Here is an 18,581-nt window from a genome sequence, read left to right as displayed (position 1 = left end):
GCGGCGGCGTCTCCCGCGGTACGGCACCATGGCCCTCGACGCCTTCGGCCCACGCAAACCCTCGTCGCGGCGAACGCCCGCCGGACGGCCGGGCCGTGTTGTCTCTACCGCTGGTGGGGGGCTGCGCAAGGCACCGAAGCCCTCACTGCCGTCGCAGCACGATGTCGAAGCGCACGCGGGTCCAGGCGCGCCCGGAGAGGTCGCGCCCGTCGGGGCCGGGGGTGCCGGCCGGTTGCCGCTCGAATCGCCTGACGAGGGACTCCCTCACGCCGAACACGGCGTCGGAGCCGAGCAGGCCGTCACCCTCGACGAAGACGTGGGTGACGAGGGTGCGCAGGCCGGGTGCGGTGACCATGAAGTGCAGGTGGGAGGCGCGCAGGTGTGAACGTCCGGTCTTGTCGAGCAGGGCCCCCACCGGGCCGTCGTGGGGGATCGGGTACGGCGTCGGCGTGAGCCCCCAGAAGGCGTACCCGCCCTCGTCGTCGGTGTACAGGTGGGCCCGGCCGGCCAGGTGCCCGTCGTCGTACTGCACGTCGTACAGTCCGTCCTCGTCCGCCTCCCACACCTCGAGCCGTGCCCCGGCGACCGGATCGCCCTCGGTGTCCGTGACGGTGCCCTCGACCCAGCAGGGTTCTCCCGGGGCGCCCGCGGCCATGTCGCCGCCCCGGGGGATCTCCGGGGAGCCCTCCACGAAGAACGGGCCGACGACCGTGGCCTCGGTCGCGCCCGAGCCCGACTCGTGATGGACGTTGATGGTCTGCATGGAGGCGCCGAGGACGTCGGAGAGCAGCACGAACTCCTGACGGCGGTCGGTGGTGATGTGGCCGACCGCGGTGAGGAAGTCGATGGCCCGCTGCCATTCGTCCTCGGTCGGCCTCACCTCGCGGATGAACGCGTGCAGGTGCCGTACCAGGGCCTGCATCACCTCTTTGAGCCGGGGGTCCGGGGTGCCCTCGAACGAGGCGAGGACCGTGCGGACGAGCTCGTCCTCGACCTTGCGCTGCCGGTCCGGTACGGGGGGAGTGGTGGTGGTCATGCTGGGAGTCCTCCTGGGGGCGGCATGGTTGTAGGAGTGTTTCCCCTGGGACGACGGCGGATGCCCCCGGGAGAGCCGGGCCCGAGGGGGCGCGGCGCATGCCGGCGACCCCCGGGAGGGCGTCTGCCTGCGCCGACCGCGAGCAGGCCGCCGACGAGGGCGACGGTCTTTCTCCGCCGCCTGCGCAAGACCGTCGCGGACACACCCGATGACCGCCACCGCGCGGTGACAGGGCACATCAGGCCCCCCACGGTTCTGGGATGCGCGACGCCCTATCCCAGCGCGGCGTCGAGAGTGCGGGCGGGGCGCTGGTGTACTCCGGGGACACGGCGCCGTGCGCCGGCCTGACGAGTCTGGCCGAGGGATGCGACGTGCTGCTGTGCGAAGCCGAGGGCGCGCAGGCGCCCACCGAGGGCGACCAGGTGCACCACACCCCCGAGGACGCGGGCGAGACCGCCGCCGCGGCCCGGGCGGGCCGGTTGATCATCACGCATATCGGCCGGTTCCTCACGCCCCAGCAGGCCGTGGCACGCGCTTCGGCACACTGTGACGGCCCCACCGACTACGCCGTACCCGGTGCGGCCTTCGAGATCGGTGAGTTCGCCGGAACCCTGGGCCGACGTGTGAGGGGTGTTCAGGACAACGCCGGTAGGGGATCCGTCACGACCGCTGAGTCCTGTCGGCATGCGGCTGCGTCGCCGGAATCTCCCATCTGATCTCACCCTCGTGCCAGTGACTGGTGGGAGCCAGGCCGGCAGCGGCGGCAACAGCGGCGGATGCGCGATGCTCCGGATGGATGAGGGCGCGGATCACCCGCACGTCTTGATCCTGCAGCCAGGCAACCAGCGCTCGTGCCGCCTCGGTGGCGATTCCGCGTCCTTGCCACCTGGTTCCGACCACCCAGGCGATCTCGGCCGTGCACCCGCCCTCGGCGGCGGCGAGTGTCGCCTGCACGGTTCCGGTCAGGCAGTCCTCCTCGCGGAGCCGGACCACCCAGTTCCACCACGTCCGGGAGGGATCGGGTGAACCGGCTGTCAGGCGTTCATAGCGTGACCGCAAAGACCGGGGTGAGTGCGGGGCCCCGCCGATGAAGACATGCAGAGCCGGGTCGGAGAGCACCTCGGCCATCTCGTCCGCGTGCGCGACAGCGAGCGGCACGAGACTCAGTCTCTCGGTGTCGATGGCCGCGATCTTCCTGGCGCCCACGCTGTCCCCCTCCCGAGTGCTCCCCCTGCCGGTGGCCAGTCCGACACCACCGTAGTGGGCCTGACTCGTGGCCGTGGTGGCCGAAGTCCGGCGGGCGCAGCGGGATACACACCGCCTGAGTGTGCTGGCCCGCTGCGCCACCTGGAGAAGTCCGCCCCCGCTTCAGTCCCGTCGGCCGCAGTCGTAGAGGGCGAAGCTGCCCCTGGTACGCCACCCGTAGGTCTTGGGGCGCAGGCGCGTGCAGTGGGACTTCACCCAGGCGGTGGTGGGAGTCGCGGGCCGCCGGGGAGTGAGCAGCACATAGCGCAGTTGGTGGGTGCTGACGAGGGTGCCGAGCTGCTGAGCGGTGGGGAAGGGGGTCTTGCCGGTGAAGCCGCCCATGACGAGCGTGGCCCGGGACTCGGCGCGCAGAAGGCGTTCCGCGGGGTAGGCGGCCTGGGTGGCCAGCAGGTACTTCTCGCCGTGGCGGTGCGCGATGAGGTAGTCGAGCAAGGCGGTGTCGCGGCGGCTGGGGTCGTCGAGTGCCACCCGGCGGAGGGCGGATCGGTGGTCGAGGGCGTGGCGGTAGACCTTGCCGACCGGGCCGGCCGTCGGCGAGGTGGAGGCGCCCGCGTAGAGCGGATCGAGGCAGGAGGCGGCCCAGCCGAGGGGCACGAGCAGGGTGGCCACGACTCCGGCGGCCAGAGAGCCCTGCACCACCCGGAGGGAGGCGCGCGGCCCACGGATCCACAGGCCCAGCGCGCCGCACACCCCGAGGATCACGGCGAGCGCCAGCAGCCAGGAGACGAAACCGGTCGGCCAGTCGAGCACCAGCGCCCAGACCACCGTCAACACGATGGCCGAGGGCAGCGCCACACGCCGTCGGCCGCCCGCCTCGTGCTCGGCCCGGAACAGGGCGAGCCCCCCGCCGGTCAGCGCGGCGAGCGCCGGGGCGATGACGGCGGTGTAGTAAGGGTGATTGCCATTGGAGACGCTGAACACCACGGCGTGTACGGCCAGCCAGCCGCCCCAGAGGAGAAAACCGGCACGCAGCAGGTCGGTTCGCGGTTCACGGGCGCGCCAGACCAGGCCCAGAACGGTGGCGAGCACGGCGAGCGGCAGGAACCAGGCGATCTGCGGGCCGATCGTGTGGTTGACCAGCATGCCCCAGCCGGTGTTTCCGTCGGTCCGGCTGGCGGCCGTGCCCGCGACTGCGCCGAAGGCGGTCGGATCGTCGCTGAAGCGGCTCATGCCGTTGTAGCCGAAGACCAGGCTGAACGGGTTGTTGTTGGAGGTGCCGTCGACATAGGGGCGGTCCGCGGCGGGCGTCACCCAGGCGAGCAGCACCCACGAGCAGGAGACGGCCAGCGCGACGGTACCGGCCAGCAGGGAACGCAGGGCCCGTTTCAACGGCGTGCCGGGGGCGGCGAGTTGGTAGACGGCGGCGAAGACCGGCAGCACCAGCCAGGCCTGCAGCATCTTCGCCTGGAAGGCGAGCCCGACCCAGACGCCACAGGTGATCAGCGGTAGCAGCCGCTCGGTCCGCACTGCCTTCTGCAGGGCTCCGGCGGCTGCCACCAGCAGCAGGGTCAGTGCGGTGTCCGGAATGGTGGCCCGGTTGAGCACCACGGTGACCGGGGTGAAGGTGAGGGTCAGCGCGGCGATCAGCGCGGCGAACGGCCCGGCCCAGGCCCGTACGATCCGATGGAGCAGCCAGACCGTGAGGACGCCCTCGATGACCTGCGGCAACGCGGCCGCCCAAGTGTGCGGTCCGAAGAGCCAGACGGAGGCGGCCTCGGGCCAGAAGGCGCCGGGCAGCTTGTCGAGGGTGATCGAACCGCTGGGGTCCAGACCGCCGAAGAGGAACGCGCGCCACCCGGCGGCCATCGACCGTATCGCCGCGCTGTAGTAGGGGTGAATCGCGGCCTGACCCATACCCCAGGCGTACAGCACTGTGGCGACGACCAGGACCGCGGCGAGCGCCGGGCGCTCCCAGCGCAAGGGAGGTTCCGGCGGGCCGTCGTTGCGGTGCGATGCCCGGCGGCGGCCGGGGGAGCCGGTGGGCTGGGCGAGGGGAGTGGTGGCCATGCGGTGGGTCCTCGGATCAGTGGTCAGGCGGTGCGGCGGGTCACGCGGCGGGCGGCTCGGAGAGCGCGGGCACGGAGCGGTGGCTTCCAGCGGCGCGCGGCCCGGCAGATCGTGGGTGGCCGGGCTGCCGGCGGCAGAGCGGCGGGAGGAGAAGCGGTGGCGGCTCCGGTCGTTGGGGCCCATGGACAGGACGCGGTGCTCGTCGGCTGCGGTCGGCGACGCCGCCCCGCCGGCGTGCGTGACGCCGACGTCGCCGCAGGCGTCGAGCATGAAGACGATGTGCCTGTTGTCCTGGTTGCAACGGGAGCCGTCCTCCGCAAGGCGGCGAACAGCCCGGGAACGCTGTCCGAGCGGGGGCCCGCTGCCGGTACACGCTGCGCGCGGGCAGCGTGACGTTCGCGGTGTGCGGCGCGCGGCGTCCTTCTGATCAGCGGCATATCGGTGGGGCGGAGGGTGTGGTGTCGGCGCGGCGCCCGGGAAGCGGTGGGCAGGGCAGTGGATCCTCTCTCAGCCGGCGACGAGCGCTCGAATGTTCGACAGGCGCACACTTTAGCCGCACGGGATCGCGCGACCGTCACCTTCGCGTCCCCGCGCCATGCCTGCGAGCGGACCGTTCGGCGGCTGGTTCAGGCGGACCTGAACCAGCGGCGGGGGCCCGTGCTCGGGGCGTCCGGTCAGCGGACGAAGGAGATCTCCGGGTAGCTCTTGGCCGGCCCGTCCAGCAGGGTGCTGTGCTTGCGGAGCAACTCCTGGTCGAAGAAGGCGGCGAGATAGACGCGCTGGATCTGGATCGCCCGGTCGGGATCGATCGAGCCGAACTGCTGCTTCAGCTGATCCCGGGAGAGTCCGAGCAGACCTGCCTCCTGCGGCACCATCACCTCGTTGTCGCTGAACGACCGGTGCCTCGAGCCGTGGAGCTGGATGTCGACCCGGTATCCCTTGAGGTGGGGCCACAGCGTGCGCCACGACGAGTCGTTGTTCCGGTTGTGGGTGCCGGAGCTGAAGAGCATGAAGGGCCGGCTCAGGTCCTTGCTCGGCGCCGAGCCGAAGAACTGCCCGTCCAGGTTGGCGCCGGCGTCGATCCGGCGGTCGAGCTGCATGGCGGTGTCGACCGCCGCGCCGCCCAGCGACCAGCCGAACATCCCGATACGGGACGTGTCCACGGCCTTCGACAGGCCGGAGGGGAGCTTGGCGTGGTCGACGTCCGGGTTGCCGCCCTTGGCGATGGTGCCGAGCTGGTTGATGACGAAGCGGATGTCGGCGGCGCGCACGTTGAGCGTGTCGGACGAGTGCGAGCCGGCCGGCATTCTGTTGACCTCGAGCCGTCCGCCCGGGAATTCGACCTCACCGGCGTCGTGGGTGTGATCGACGGTGACGACGAGGTAGCCGCGGCTGGCGAGGTCCTGAGTGAGCGCGGTGCCCATCGCGCGGTCCGAGTGCAGGCCGGTCGAGTACAGCAGAACGGGCAGCTTGCCGAGCTGGGTGTCGACCGGGGCGAGGGTGTGCCCAGCGGTCTGCGGCAGCGTGACCTGCTGCGGCGACAGACCGCGTGAGTGGAGGAAATGGTTGCCGGAGAGCGACGGCATCCACGGTGACTGAGGGTGCCCGGCCGTGGAGGCGGCCGGATACCAGTACGTCACCATCAACTCGCGTGCCTTGCCGCGGACGTACGGGTCGGTGCGGGACTTGTCGACGAGGTGCTGGCTGAACATGCCGACCGGGTAGCGCCCGCTCGGCGCGGGAAGCGTCAGCCGGAGGGCGGGACTGCGCCCCATGCTGGGCTTGAGGGCCGGGTGGACGGCCTTCTGCGGCGGGATGCTGTCGTTCTCGGGAGCCCAGGGCGCGGCCTGATCGGGTGAGGGCGCGGTGGCCGCGGGCTTGTGGGGGGCCTTCTGAGCGGCTGCCGCCGGCGTCATTCCGGCACTTACCGCGACGGCCAGAGCACCTGCGGTACCGACCGCACGGGCTATGAGTCTGCGGCGGCGGCGCGGAAGGCGGTGTGGCATGGAATTCCCCTGGTTGATCATAGGGCGTCGGCCCGTGACTGTCTGTGGCACACCGTACCGCCGCCCGGTCGACGACTCGTCCGCGACGCCGTTCCGGTCCGGTGCGACGCCGAAGCGGCGTCAACACCGGCGTCTGCTCCGGAGTTTGCCCCGGTTTCCGCTTGCGTCACTGCCGCAGGACGCGGGCCCGCTGTTCCAGAAGGTCGACGCACTCACGCAGACTCGGCCTCGGCAGCCCGGCGTGCTCGCGCATCATCACGATCGCCTGTATGTGACGACGGGCAGCAATCCGAGCGTCCACTTCCGCTCGCGCCCCGGGCGCCAGACGGTTCCACAATGATTCGTCCACAGGGAAATTCAACCAGCCGCGCCATGCGCCTCCGTGAGGGTGCTTCCGGCGGCGCGACAGACTTCCGGATCGGCGCCTCCAGCGCGATGCCTCACGCGTCGTCGCTCAACGTGCTAGGAGTGTGGAACGCGTCGACTGGTCTGCGCGCCACCCTTGACCGGTGAAAACCCGCCCGCTTCGTTCCGATAACATGATCGAACCCACGAACGATCGCCCTGGAATCTGACAAATCGGCTGAAAAATTGATATCCAAAGCATCGCGGGTGTTCTCGCGACAAAACTACAGAATTATGTTCGCCGCGTGGTGTCGGCCACGGGCGATCCTGTGGGCTGCGGTGGCTGTGGCAGCCCTCGGCTTCCTCGTCACCCTGGAGATCGCCGCGCGTCGCTACGGCCTGCCGGGGCCGATCACCACCCAGGCACAAGAGGTGATCTTCGCCCCGAAGTCGGGGCCGCTGCTGTACGCCGGTATGGCGTTGATGATGGTGGTGCTCACCTGGCGGCAACGGTTCGTCGCGGTGGGCGTCGCGATCGGTATCGACGTCGTCTTCGTACTGGTGCGGTGGGCGGTCGGCGCCGGGACGACCGAGGGTCACCCGTTCGGCAACGGCGCGCTGTGGGTGATGCTGGGCTGGGCGGTCGTCGCCGTCACGCGCCGTACCGGCGCCGAACGCGCGCTGCTGCTCAAGGGCGTCGGGCTGGGCCTGCTGCTGGTGGCCGGCCGCAAGACGGGCGACACCTGGCTGCTCATCACGGCGAAGACCCGTCCGTCGGTGCTCGACCCGTACGTGGCGACCGCCGATCACGCGCTCGGCAACCCGTCATGGCTGGTGGGCCGGATCGTCACGGCCACCGGCCCGATCGGCCCCCCTCTGCTCCACGTGGTCTACGCGCAGCTCGCGGTGGCCGCGGTGGTCGTCGCGCTGTACCAGCTGCGCAACGTGGCGGCCGAGCGCCGCTTCCCCAGACATCATCTGGTGCGCACCTTCCTGGTGATCGGCCTCCTCGGGCCGGGCATCTACATGATCTTCCCGGTGGTCGGACCGGTCTTCGCCTACGGCCCGGGCGCCTTCGGGACCGGCGGCCTGCACTGGGCGGTGGCTGACCTGTGGCCCCACACGCCGCCGCCGGTCACCCACCCGCACCCGATGCCGTACGACGGGATCACCCCCCGCAACTGCATGCCCAGCCTGCACACGGCGTGGGCCACCGCGATCTTCATCCACTCCCGCAAGGGCCCGCGGATCCTGCGATGCGCGGGCACGTTCTGGCTGACGGCCACGCTCACCGCGACGCTGGGATTCGGCTACCACTACGGCGTGGACCTCGCCGCCGGCCTGGTGTTCGCGTTCACCGTCGAGGCGGCGCTGCGCTCGTTCGACCGCCGCTGGGACCGGTCGGGAATCCAGCTCGTCGGCTACGGTACGACGGTCTTCGCCGCGCTCCTGGTGTCGTACCGGTACCTGCCGGTGGAGATGGCCGGACACCCATGGGTTTTCGGGCCGCTTCTCCTTCTGGCCGTGAGTTCAGTCGTCTACGGCTACCTGCGGACCACCAAACGGTGGGAAACGAATATCCCAACGGCACAGCAACCGGAACCGCAACCCGCGCTGGCCTGAGGCATGGTGCATTACTACGGGCCATGGGGGATCCACCGCGTCGGACCGGCCTCGGCTTCCTACCAGATCAGGCACCAATAGCTGCCGTAGTTCCCGATGCCGATGCGGATGCCTTGCGGGACGAGACCGGGGTCGGGCCGGCCCACGGCGGCCAACGAGCACGCGGGGTCTCCGGCCGCCCCGGCGGCGGCCATGCGCTGAGCGGCGGCGACCGCCGGGGCGGAGGTGTACCACGTCGTGGTCGGCGCGCCGGTGCCACCGGCCGTTCGCGCGGGGGTGGGGGTGGAGCTGGGGGACGGCGTGAAGGTCGAGGTCCTCGACGGCGTGGGCGCCGGGGACGTGGCGGTCCGCGAGGGTCGCGCCGGGGGCGGAAGCGCTGTGGACCGGGTGGGTTCCGGTGTCGCCCGCGGTGTCCGGGCGGTCGGCGTCGGTGCGGCTGGCGGGGGAGCCGTTGTCGGGCGGTGCGTCGGCCGGCTGGTCGGTGCCACCGGGAGCTGATTCGTTGCCCTCGGTGTCCGCGTCGCTGTCGGAGTCGGTGTCGGAGTCGGCCCTGGGGGGCTGGATGTTTCCGGCGCGCGAGGTGAGGACGAGGGCGGTTTCGGCGTCGGCAGGGACAGGTTCCCCGAGGCCGACGGGTGGGGCCTGGGCGTTCCGCCGTTCGGCATCGCGAGCCATACGCCGAGGCCGCCGAGCACGAGCACAGCAGCACCGGCCGCGATCCACGGGGCCCTCCTGGAAGGGCGCCGGTGACGGCTCATGTCTCCCACTGTCAGCCAGCGCGTCGGCGACTTCAACCGGGGGCGGACCCGTCCCTCGGCTGTCCTGTGGTGCGGGGGGCGATCAGCGGGCGCGCGCGTGCCCCCACCACGTGGTCGGCCGGTCGCGAGGGCGAGGAGGGTGTCCTGGCCGGTGATGGCGGGGGACAGGGGATGACCGCGGCGAAGGCGGCGTCACGCTCGCCCTCGTGCACCCCGCGACCCCCTGGACGCGTCCCGGATGCCGGCCGCTCGTTCTTCGCGAGCGCCAGTGCTGAACCTTCAGCGACCCGGCTCGGTGGCAGGACGTATCGACCGTCTCACCGAGGAGGGCATCCCCCCGGGCGGCCTCCGCAGCCCATGGGCGGCAGGTGCTCGGCGGCTGGTCAGGTGGGGAAAGGAGCGGGCGGCCAACAGGAAGCCCAGGGTCGTCAGCACGAACGGCCAGGTGAGCGGGTGGCCGCCCGACGGGGCGAGCAGATGGGCGAGGGCCGGGGTGAGGGTGGTGGCGGTCGCCGCGCCGAGCAGGGCGTACGACAGGGTCGCGGGGGTGGCGGGCAGGAACACCCCGCACAGCGCCAGCGCGACGAGCACCGCGTTGTAGCCCATGGTGCCGTCGGCGATCCGTGCGGCCGGCGCCCCGAGCGCCCAGGCCGTCAGGATGCCTGTCGCACTGCCGGAACAGGCCACCCACCCTGCCACCCGGCTCGCCAGGAAGAGACCGGCGAGCAGCAGGGCCCCCGCGTACCACTGATCCAGGAAGAAGACCTGGGCCACGTTGCGGAAGAACGCTGCTCCCACGTCGCTCAGCCGCAGCACGGTGGATCCGGAGGCGGCGCGGGGCAGCGCTGCGGCGCTCTCGCCATGAGGCCAGATCCGACGGAAGGCGGGCGCGGCAAGGGTGACCCCTCCCGCCAGGAGGCAGTAGGGGATGGTCAGCGTCGGCAGAGCCCACAGGTGCAGCAGCCGGACCACGGCCGCCGCGACGACGGTGACCACGAGGCAGGCCGCGGCGGCGAGCAGCACCGTGGACAGCCTGCCCGCATCGAAGAACACAGCGAAGCAGAGCGCGGTCAGGCACGCGTTGAAGCCTTCCAGCCCCGTCCGCACCCGGTCGCGGGCCACCCCCAGCAACTGTGCGGCGCCGGTGCCAAGGGTGGCGCCGCCGACACCGTAGGCGCCGTACCGCCAGTCCGCCGTCCACAGCGCCAGGCCGAAGACGGCGCCTGCCCCAGCGCTGTCGAGGAACACGACCTGGGCCACGCCGCGCAGCACGAACACCCCGGACTCCGCAGCGCGCCGTGGAGACCACCAGTGGGGGTGGGCCGGCGGTCGGTCGCTCAACCCCTCCCCGGACGCCTCTGCGCGGCCAAGCGCGTTCGCCTTCACACGGCGCCACATACCCAACCCCCCGGTCATGTCTTCCGCTAGGTGGCATTGTATTTCCACTATGCGACATAATGATGGACGGAAGGGTGTGCTCTCGGGTGTGCGGGCGGCCGGTGCGGAGGGTGGTGGCCGCCGCCGTAGCGGACAATCTGTATGTGTGTGCCCTGAATGCCCGAAAAGGGGTGCATGTGGTCGGTGTGTGCACCGGGAGGCATGATGAGCCAGCAGCCGGTCCATCTCCCTTATGACGACCCGGCCTTCGTGGCGGATCCCTTTCCGCTCTACCGGCGGCTGCGCGAGGACGGGCCGGTCCGGCGTGCGGTCATCGCAGGCGGCCTGGAGGCCTGGCTGGTCACACGCTACGAGGACGGGCTCGCCGCGCTGTCCGACCCAAGGCTGAGCAGCGATGTCCGTGACGCCTCGGACCCCCGCCTCATCGCACAGCTGCCCGAGTTCGAGCGGGAATCGATGATGAGCAACATGCTGCGATGTGACCCGCCCGACCACACCCGGCTGCGCCGCCTCGTGTCGAAGGCGTTCACCGCACGCCGGGTCGCCGACCTGCGGCCCCGTGTCCAGGAGATCACCGACGGGCTGCTCGACGCGGTGGTCCCGGCCGGCCGGGCCGAACTCGTGGCGGACTTCGCGCTGCCGCTGCCGGTCACCGTCATCAGCGAGCTGCTCGGCGTGCCGGTGGACGACCGGCACGACTTCCAGCGGTGGACCGACGCCATGCTCGTGCGCGGGGAGACGATGCCCGACCCCGGCGTCGTCAACGAGGCGTGGCAACGGATGCGCGGGTATGTGACGAAGCACCTTGAATCCAAGCGGGCCCGGCCGGGGGACGACCTCCTCAGCGCGCTGATCAGCGCCCACGACGAGGAACAGCGGCTGAACCATGACGAGCTGATCGCCATGACGTTCCTGCTGCTGGTGGCCGGGTACGTCACCACGGTCAACCTGATCGGCGGCGGCATCGCCGCGCTGCTCGCCCACCCCGCCCAGCTGACCCTGCTGCGGGACCGCCCGGAACTGCTGCCCGACGCGATCGAGGAGTTCCTCCGCTACGACGGCCCGGTCAGTCCGGGAATCGCCCGGTTCGCACGCGAAGAGGTCGAGATCGCGGGCGTGACCGTCCCGCGCGGCGCGACGGTGCTGGTCGCGTCGGCGATCGCCGACCGTGATCCGGCGCGGTTCCCCGACCCCGACAGGCTGGACGTCACCCGGCACGACAACGGCCACCTGGCCTTCGGGCACGGCATCCACTACTGCCTGGGTGCGCCGCTGGCCCGGCTGGAGGGCCAGATCGCCATCGGGACCGTACTGCGCCGTCTTCCGGACCTGGCCCCGGCCGTGCCGCCGGCCGAGCTGAGCTGGCGGCCCGGCGGACTCCGCGGCCCGGTGCGGCTTCCGGTCACCTTCACCCCCAAAGGCCGGGCAGGCTGAACCCGTGCCCCGTGTCACGGGGCGAGCCGTCGCGGCCGGCGCGTCTTCGTCGTACGCGCCGGCCGAGGCGAGCCGGGGGCAGGGGCGGCGGGGCCGCCGGGCGTCAGCGGAGGCTTGCGCCCTGTGAACGGAGCTCTCGCTGGACGGCGCTCACCGGGACGTCCCGGGGCTGTCGGCCCCGGGTGGCCGCCAGGGCCGCGCAGACACCCGCCGCTTGCCCCGTGGCCATGGAGATCGGCATCACCCGGTAGGAGGAGTGCGCCACGTGGTCGCCGGAGATGCAGCGGCCCGCGACCAGAACCCGGTCCAGGCCGCGGGGGAAGAGACAGCGCAGGGGGATGTCGTAGGACTCGCCGCGCGGCAGCCGCTTGAGCATGGTGCCGCGGCCGCTCGGATTGTGGATGTCCACCGGGTAGGCGCCGCGCGCGACGGCGTCGTCGAACTTGCGGGCCGTGAGCACGTCCTCGCCCGTCAGCTGGTATTCGCCCAGGATCCGGCGCGTTTCACGGACGCCGACCTGGACACCGCTCTGGACGACGTAGGAGTCGGCGAAGCCCGGTACACGGTCCCGCAGGAATCGGGCGATCTGCGCCATCTGCCGGTGCGCGGTGAACTCCGCGCGGGTCAGGTCCCAGACACTCGTGCCGAGTACCTCGGTGACGCGGGTGGAGTTGACCGCCACCTCCCCGGTGTTCGGGGTGGCGAAGAAGAGGATGTCCTCGCGATGCAGGTCCAGTTCCCCGGCGTCGGTGGCGGTGCGGACCAGGTCCCACAGCCCGTGCACCCCCCTCCACTGGTCCGGGTGGGCGCGGGTGTATGCGGTGAACTCCTCGTGGTCGAAGCGGACCATGCGGAACATCAGGGTCATGGGCTGTGTCCAGCCGTCCTCGGGCCGGCCGATCTCGTACGCGGCCCCCGCCGCCGCGGCGATGTCGCCGTCCCCGGTGCAGTCGACGATCACGTCGGCATCCATGACGAGGGGACCCGACTTGGTCTCGAACACCGCACGGACGCGCTCGGGCAGGCTGAGGACGTCGGAGGCGAAGGCGTGGAGGAGCGTACGGACCTCATGGTTCTCCAGCAGCTCGTAGGCCACCAGCTTGAACAGCTCCGCATCGAAGGGCACGGTGTAACCGGTCTCCAGCGACGGCCGGATCGCCGCGCCCGCCCGCACCAGCTGGTCGAGCAGTACCCACAGCACACCGCCGACGACCGGCTCGCCCTCGCCGTGGTCGGGCGGCAGCAGACGCGTCGTGTCGCCGGCCACGGCCTGCTTGACCTCGTTGTGGAAACTCATCAGCGGCATCACCAGCGCCGCGGTGGCGTTGCCGCCGAGGAAGCCGTAGCGCTCGACGAGGACCACCTCGGCGCCCGCGTTCGCGGCACCCAGGGCGGCGCCGATACCGGCCGGCCCGCCGCCGATCACCAGCACCTGGGTGGACCCCGCGTGCAGGGCCTGACGCGGCGGAAGCTCCACCTTCCTGGGGACGCGGGGCGGCATCAGGTAGGACACGGTCACTCCCTCGGAAGCCGGTGGCCGTCGGGTTCAGCCCGCTGTGGAGGCGGGCACCGGCGTGCCGTCTCGGATGACATGGTGTGAGGCGCTCTCGTCCAGATAGGCGAGGAGCCGGTCGGCGGTCTGCGCCGCCCGCAGTCGCAGCGATGCCGTACGCGCCGCCGTGTCGGCTGCTCGGGAGGGCCGCTCGTCCCACAGGCGGTCCACCTCCGCCAGCAGCAGCCCTGTCGTCTCCCTGATCACCCCGCGCAGGGCGGGCGCGCCGATCTGCTGGGCGAAGTCGAAGACCTTGCCCGCGTAGGGCAGGGGCAGGACGGGAATGCCGGAGAGGGCGGCGAAGATCAGAAAGTGCAGCCGCATGCCGACGGCCAGGTCCAGCTGTGTGACGATGTCGAGGACCTGCTGCGGTGCGTAGTCGCCGTGCAGCACCGTGCAGCGGTCCGCTGAGGCCATGCGGGACACCACCGCGTGCGCGTGCCGGATGTCGCCGCGCTCCATGGAGACGAAGACGATGTGGGCGTCGAGCCGGTGGGCGAGGAAATCCCCCACACTGGCCAGGAGCTGGTGGTATCCGTCCTCATCGAGATGCTCGGCCGCACGCCCGGGTTCTCGTACGCTCATCCCCACCAGGCGCACCCCGTCCGGCACGGCTTCCGCCCGCAGGAGCTGCGCGCCGTGATTGCCGGGGACGAGCAGCAGCGCCGGATCGGCGGTGACGGAGATGGGCCGGGCCACTCCGGCCTCTTCGAGTACGAGTTTCGACTCCTCGTCCCGCACGGTGACCTCCACCGCGTCGGAGAGCACCCGCCGGACCCACGCGCAGTCCGCCTCGTCCGTGAGCGGACCGGCCCCCACGGCGTAGGTGAACACGGGTACGCCGAGATCCTGGGCCGTGCGGGCCATCCGCAGGTATCGACGCGCCTCGGTGTCGTAAAGGATCCCCCCACCTCCGAGCACCAGCACGTTCAGCCGGCACAGATACGCGGAGATGCCCTCCCTGCACACACCCTCCCAGCCGACGACCTCGACATCCGGATGGACGCGGCGGGTGTGCACGGGATCGCGGGAGAAGACCACGAAGCGCGTCTCCGGCCGCCCGGTCCGCACGCGGTCCAGCAGGGCGGTGAGGATCGCCTCGTCACCCACATTCCGGCCCCCGTAGGAGCCCAGTACGCCCACGGTCACGCTTCCTGTGCCGTCCATGACCGCTCCCTCACGACGTTCACCAGAAGTGCTCCCGCGATGCGAGAACCGGAAGGCAGGCCGTCTGCTATGTGCCCCATTTCGGCGCTTCCGTACCAGAGCGCGGCTTCTCTCTGTGGTCGGGGCGCCGACATCACTCAGCGGCCGACCCGACCACTCACGGCGGACGGCCCGGTACCTCCGTCCGCCGGTCGCGTGACATCGTGGCGTCCATGGTGACTGGAGTAGATGTTGCCGTGCTGGTCGGGCTGCAGGCTTCCGGGAAGTCCACGTTCTACGCGCGGTGTCTGTCCGACCGGTACACGCTGGTCAGCAAGGACCTGTTTCCGCGAGGCGCCAGGAACAAGCAGGTGCGGCAGCTGCGGCTGCTGGCGGAGCACCTGGCGGCCGAGAGGGCGGTGGCGGTGGACAACACCAATCCGTCGCCGCAGGAGTGGGCCCCGCTGGTGGAGGCGGCCCACACCCATGGGGTGACGGTGACGGCCTACTGGTTCCCTCCGGACGTGGCCGGCTCGCTGCGGCGCAACGCCGGCCGCGAGGGTCGTGAGCGCGTCCCGGACGTGGGCGTCCTGGCCACACTGAAGCGGCTGCGCAAGCCGTCCAGGGCGGACGGTTTCGACCAGGTACGCGAGGTGCGGTTCGACGGCCGCGGCGGCTTCGAGGTGCGTGGGTGAGGTACGAGACAGGCACGTGACAGGCCGGCCGGGCTCGGGAGTGAGGGGAGCCGCGCAGGCGTCGTACGTGCCGTGGACCGCGACGGCGACCAGCGCACCGCCTGGGACGCCGGCTGCCGCCGCGACCACGAGAACCCCGAGCACCGGCAGCGTGTCTCACTTGTCCGCAGAAGGGCCCCGCACGACGCGCGAACTCGCCTGCCGGCTCACGAGCAACTGCTCGGCGGTGTGTTCCAGCAGCATCTCCAGGGCGGCCGGATAGGCGCTGTGCGGCATACGCCGGGCGAGCAGCTGGGCCGTAGCCGCGATGTTGGGGTGTGATGCGGCGGGCAGGCGCGCATAAGTGGACTGCCACATGTGCTCGTCTCCCGCACGGGCCTCGTCCGCGAGCGCGAGGGATCCGGCGTCGAGCGCGGCGAAGGCGAGACTCTGGTCGATGAACGCGTGGTAGACGCGCACCGCCACCGGATCGGGCAGCCCGGCGCCGCGCAGCAGGCCGAGGATGGTCTCGTCCACCGCGATCTCGCGAGGTCTGCCCGTGACCCGGCTGGCGGTGAGGACGGCGGCCTGGGGGTGGGCGAGGTAGGAGGCGTGGATGGCCCGGCCCAGAGCACGCAGGTCCGTACGCCAGTGGCCGGTGGCCGTCCAGCTGTCGAGAGCCCGCCCCATCAGCTCGTCCCCGATGGCCCGGGTCAGATCGTCCATCCCCGCGAAGTAGCGGTAGAGCGTGCTCGGATCGGCGCCGAGCGCCGCGCCCAGACGGCGCGCCGTCAGCCCGGTGCTGCCGTGCTCGCGCAGCACCCGCAGGGCGGTCCGCACGATGATCTCCTCGGACAGCACGGTGCCGCTGCGCGTGGGCCGCCGCCGTCGACGTGCCGCCTCCGGTACCACGTGCTTCGCCATGCCGGGCCTCTCCTCCGTCGTCGGCCACAGCCCCCTGACCGGGCTTACGCCAACGGGGTTGACCTTACATCCGGCCGTCGCGTTGCATCGACCCTGTCCGGAGGCGCTCCGCCGCGCGCCTCGCCTTGCCGGAAAGAAGGGCCTGTGACATGCGCGTACTTCTCGTGGGCGCGGGTGGTGTGGGGACGGCCGTCACCCGGATCGCCGCTCGCCGTGCGTTCCTCACCCACATGGTCGTCGCCGACTACGACCTCACCCGTGCCGAGGCCGCGGTCGCGGCCCTGGGAGACCGGGCAACCCGCTTCAGCGCCCAGCGGCTGGACGCCTCGGACCAGGACGCCGTCCGCCGGGTCCTCACCGAGGAGCGATGCGACGTGCTGCTCAACGCCACCGATCCCAGGTTCGTGATGCCGCTCTTCACAGCGGCTCTGGAGGCCGGTGCGCACTACCTGGACATGGCGATGTCGCTGTCCGTTCCGCATGGCTCGCGCCCGTACGAGCAGTGCGGCGTCAAGCTCGGTGACGAACAGTTCGCACTGGCCCGCCGGTGGGAGGAGGCCGGACGGCTGGCGCTGGTCGGCATGGGCGTCGAGCCGGGCCTGTCCGACGTCTTCGCCCGGTACGCGGCCGACGAGCTCTTCGACGACATCGAGGAGATAGGCGTGCGGGACGGCGCCAATCTGACGGTCGAGGGATACGACTTCGCCCCCTCCTTCAGCATCTGGACGACCATCGAGGAGTGCCTCAACCCTCCGGTGGTCTACGAGAAGGACCGCGGCTGGTTCACCACCACCCCCTTCAGCGAGCCCGAGGTCTTCGACTTCCCCGAGGGCATCGGTCCGGTGGAGTGCGTCAACGTCGAACACGAAGAGGTGTTGCTGATACCCCGCTGGGTGGACGCGCGTCGGGTCACCTTCAAGTACGGCCTCGGCGACGACTTCATCGCCAAGCTGAAGACCCTCCACCAGCTGGGCCTGGACGCGACGGCCGGCGTGACGGTGCCCGGGGACGACGGACCCGTCACGGTCTCGCCGCGGGACGTCGTCGCCGCGTGCCTGCCCGACCCGGCCGGCCTGGGGGAGCGGATGACGGGCAAGACCTGCGCCGGCACATGGGTGAAGGGCACCAAGGACGGGGCGCCGCGTGAGGTGTACCTGTATCACGTGGTCGACAACCAGTGGTCGATGCACGAGTACGGCGCGCAGGCCGTCGTCTGGCAGACGGCCGTCAACCCGGTCGTCGCGCTGGAACTGCTGTCCACCGGTGACTGGTCCGGCAAGGGCGTTCTCGGCCCGGAAGCCCTGCCCCCGCGCCCCTTCCTGGACCTGCTCACCGAGTACGGCGCTCCCTGGGGACTGCGCGACGAGTAGTGACCCGTCGGTCGGTACGGGCCGTTACGGGCGCCAGTCCGCCTCCAGGTCGTGGGAGTCGGTCTTGGTGAGCTGGGTCAGTCCGGTGCCGTCGGCCCGTACCAGATAGAGGTGTTCGGGGTCCGCGTCGTCGGCACCGCCTCGGGTGAAGACCAGGCGGCTGCCGTCCGGGGACCACGAAGGGTTCTTGTCGTTGAGGCGGGCCGCGGTGACGCGGTGCAGGCCGGTGCCGTCGGGGCGGACGAGGTAGAGGCGGGCGAAGCCCGAGGAGTCCACGCGGCTGAAGGCGATGCGGTCGCTGTGCGACCAGTCGGGCGTCCAGTCGTGGGAGCCGGCCCCGGTGACCGCCGTCTGGGCCAGGGTGGACAGCCGGATCCGCATCACCCTGCTGTGTCCGCCCGCGTCCGCGCGGTTGAAGGCCAGGTACTTGCCGTCAGGGGACCACGTCGGGTGGAGGTCGTCCGCCGCGGTGTGGGTGAGCCGGGTGGCGGGGGTGCCGTCGATGTCGGACACATAGATCTCGCGCTGGGTGCCGACCGGCTTGGAGTAGGCGATCCGCTTGCCGTCCGGGGACCACGCCGGGTCGGAGGCGTCCTTGGTGCCGGGGACGGCCTTCAGGCCGCTGCCCGTCGTGTTCATCGTCCAGATGCCGTCGATGGCGCCGCCGGATCCATAGCGGACGAAGGCCACCCGTTTGCCGTCCGGGGACCAGGTGGGCATCACGTCGCTGACGGTGGAGGTGTGGGTGAGTTCGACGGGCGTGCCGCCGCTGGGGGAGACCGCGTAGAGGTCCTCGACGGGCGCTGCCGCGGTGTAGCGGGCGAAGACGATCGGATGGTCACCCGCCGCCCCCGCGTCTCCCGCGGTGCCGACGGTGAGTGGTAGGGCCATGGCGAGCGCCGTGGCGGCCACCGCCGCCAGGCGGCGCCGCGGTGCGCCGCTTCCGCCGATTCCCCGATCGCTTCCGACGGATCTGCCGTTGCCCGTGCGGTGTTGTCGGCGTCTCAAGGTGTCCACCCCGATCCCTCCCCGCGGCCCGCTG

Annotated in this window: 14 protein-coding genes and 1 pseudogene; 6 read left to right on the top strand and 9 right to left on the bottom strand. The window is 71.4% G+C overall.

Annotated elements, in window-relative coordinates; translation table 11 throughout:
• Window positions 1–142: 142 nt before the first annotated feature.
• Entirely contained in the window at window positions 143–1,036 is an 894-nt protein-coding gene (locus ACWC94_RS17995) for a dioxygenase family protein (RefSeq protein ID WP_450797555.1), read from the bottom strand.
• A 290-nt stretch (window positions 1,037–1,326) separates the two neighbouring features.
• On the opposite strand from ACWC94_RS17995, the pseudogene ACWC94_RS17990 reads away from it, so the two are divergent.
• Window positions 1,327–1,632: pseudogene (locus ACWC94_RS17990) on the top strand (MBL fold metallo-hydrolase); the annotation flags it as partial.
• 64 nt (window positions 1,633–1,696) lie between these two features.
• Here ACWC94_RS17990 and ACWC94_RS17985 read toward each other — a convergent pair.
• The 3 genes from ACWC94_RS17985 to ACWC94_RS17975 all read right to left on the bottom strand — a co-directional run bounded on the left by ACWC94_RS17985 (window position 1,697) and on the right by ACWC94_RS17975 (window position 6,225).
• On the bottom strand, window positions 1,697–2,242 hold the full coding sequence (locus ACWC94_RS17985) for a GNAT family N-acetyltransferase (RefSeq protein WP_450797554.1): 546 nt from the start codon (window positions 2,240–2,242) through the stop codon (window positions 1,697–1,699).
• A gap of 162 nt (window positions 2,243–2,404) precedes the next feature.
• Window positions 2,405–4,579: a glycosyltransferase family 39 protein gene (locus ACWC94_RS17980; protein WP_450797553.1), complete on the bottom strand. Its 2,175-nt coding sequence runs from the start codon at window positions 4,577–4,579 to the stop codon at window positions 2,405–2,407.
• Between the two features lie 404 nt (window positions 4,580–4,983).
• Window positions 4,984–6,225 (bottom strand): alpha/beta hydrolase, encoded by a 1,242-nt coding sequence (locus ACWC94_RS17975; protein WP_450797551.1) that lies wholly within the window; start codon window positions 6,223–6,225, stop codon window positions 4,984–4,986.
• 729 nt (window positions 6,226–6,954) lie between these two features.
• Between ACWC94_RS17975 and ACWC94_RS17970 the strand changes: the two genes are divergently transcribed.
• Together ACWC94_RS17970 and ACWC94_RS17965 are read left to right on the top strand one after the other, a co-directional pair.
• Complete coding sequence (locus ACWC94_RS17970) at window positions 6,955–8,283, top strand: phosphatase PAP2 family protein (RefSeq protein WP_450797681.1); 1,329 nt, start codon at window positions 6,955–6,957, stop codon at window positions 8,281–8,283.
• 237 nt (window positions 8,284–8,520) lie between these two features.
• A complete protein-coding gene (locus ACWC94_RS17965; RefSeq protein WP_450797550.1) occupies window positions 8,521–8,781 on the top strand; it encodes a hypothetical protein in 261 nt (86 codons plus the stop codon).
• 539 nt (window positions 8,782–9,320) lie between these two features.
• Here ACWC94_RS17965 and ACWC94_RS17960 read toward each other — a convergent pair.
• Window positions 9,321–10,319, bottom strand: coding sequence for an urea transporter (locus ACWC94_RS17960; RefSeq protein WP_450797549.1), 999 nt, complete (start codon window positions 10,317–10,319; stop codon window positions 9,321–9,323).
• Between the two features lie 324 nt (window positions 10,320–10,643).
• Between ACWC94_RS17960 and ACWC94_RS17955 the strand changes: the two genes are divergently transcribed.
• Window positions 10,644–11,873: a cytochrome P450 family protein gene (locus tag ACWC94_RS17955; protein WP_450797547.1), complete on the top strand. Its 1,230-nt coding sequence runs from the start codon at window positions 10,644–10,646 to the stop codon at window positions 11,871–11,873.
• A gap of 103 nt (window positions 11,874–11,976) precedes the next feature.
• Here ACWC94_RS17955 and ACWC94_RS17950 read toward each other — a convergent pair whose 3' ends face one another.
• The gene (locus ACWC94_RS17950) at window positions 11,977–13,386 is read right to left on the bottom strand and encodes an FAD-dependent oxidoreductase (protein WP_450797545.1); all 1,410 of its coding nucleotides are present in this window, start codon (window positions 13,384–13,386) and stop codon (window positions 11,977–11,979) included.
• 33 nt (window positions 13,387–13,419) lie between these two features.
• A complete protein-coding gene (locus tag ACWC94_RS17945; protein ID WP_450797544.1) occupies window positions 13,420–14,592 on the bottom strand; it encodes a polysaccharide pyruvyl transferase family protein in 1,173 nt (390 codons plus the stop codon).
• A gap of 212 nt (window positions 14,593–14,804) precedes the next feature.
• Between ACWC94_RS17945 and ACWC94_RS17940 the strand changes: the two genes are divergently transcribed.
• Window positions 14,805–15,266, top strand: a complete 462-nt coding sequence (locus tag ACWC94_RS17940; protein ID WP_450797542.1) for an AAA family ATPase — start codon at window positions 14,805–14,807, stop codon at window positions 15,264–15,266.
• A 156-nt stretch (window positions 15,267–15,422) separates the two neighbouring features.
• Here ACWC94_RS17940 and ACWC94_RS17935 read toward each other — a convergent pair whose 3' ends face one another.
• On the bottom strand, window positions 15,423–16,169 hold the full coding sequence (locus tag ACWC94_RS17935) for a TetR/AcrR family transcriptional regulator (protein ID WP_450797541.1): 747 nt from the start codon (window positions 16,167–16,169) through the stop codon (window positions 15,423–15,425).
• 149 nt (window positions 16,170–16,318) lie between these two features.
• On the opposite strand from ACWC94_RS17935, the gene ACWC94_RS17930 reads away from it, so the two are divergent.
• On the top strand, window positions 16,319–17,539 hold the full coding sequence (locus tag ACWC94_RS17930) for a saccharopine dehydrogenase family protein (RefSeq protein WP_450797539.1): 1,221 nt from the start codon (window positions 16,319–16,321) through the stop codon (window positions 17,537–17,539).
• Window positions 17,540–17,563: 24 nt separating this feature from the next.
• On the opposite strand, the gene ACWC94_RS17925 is transcribed toward ACWC94_RS17930, so the two are convergent.
• Complete coding sequence (locus ACWC94_RS17925; protein ID WP_450797538.1) at window positions 17,564–18,430, bottom strand: hypothetical protein; 867 nt, start codon at window positions 18,428–18,430, stop codon at window positions 17,564–17,566.
• Window positions 18,431–18,581 lie beyond the last annotated feature (151 nt).

Source organism: Streptomyces sp. NPDC001135 (assembly GCF_053598395.1).
The sequence above is the reverse complement of the archived record's forward strand: the minus strand, read 5'-3'. Positions and strand labels throughout refer to the sequence as shown.

Coding starts and splice junctions, on each gene's coding strand:
- ACWC94_RS17940 (WP_450797542.1), top strand. CDS start 14,805: ATGGTGACTGGAGTAGATGTTGCCGTGCTGGTCGGGCTGCAGGCTTCC.
- ACWC94_RS17935 (WP_450797541.1), bottom strand. CDS start 16,169: ATGGCGAAGCACGTGGTACCGGAGGCGGCACGTCGACGGCGGCGGCCC.
- ACWC94_RS17930 (WP_450797539.1), top strand. CDS start 16,319: ATGCGCGTACTTCTCGTGGGCGCGGGTGGTGTGGGGACGGCCGTCACC.
- ACWC94_RS17995 (WP_450797555.1), bottom strand. CDS start 1,036: ATGACCACCACCACTCCCCCCGTACCGGACCGGCAGCGCAAGGTCGAG.
- ACWC94_RS17925 (WP_450797538.1), bottom strand. CDS start 18,430: ATGGCCCTACCACTCACCGTCGGCACCGCGGGAGACGCGGGGGCGGCG.
- ACWC94_RS17955 (WP_450797547.1), top strand. CDS start 10,644: ATGAGCCAGCAGCCGGTCCATCTCCCTTATGACGACCCGGCCTTCGTG.
- ACWC94_RS17945 (WP_450797544.1), bottom strand. CDS start 14,592: ATGGACGGCACAGGAAGCGTGACCGTGGGCGTACTGGGCTCCTACGGG.
- ACWC94_RS17980 (WP_450797553.1), bottom strand. CDS start 4,579: ATGCTCGACGCCTGCGGCGACGTCGGCGTCACGCACGCCGGCGGGGCG.
- ACWC94_RS17970 (WP_450797681.1), top strand. CDS start 6,955: ATGTTCGCCGCGTGGTGTCGGCCACGGGCGATCCTGTGGGCTGCGGTG.
- ACWC94_RS17975 (WP_450797551.1), bottom strand. CDS start 6,225: ATGACGCCGGCGGCAGCCGCTCAGAAGGCCCCCCACAAGCCCGCGGCC.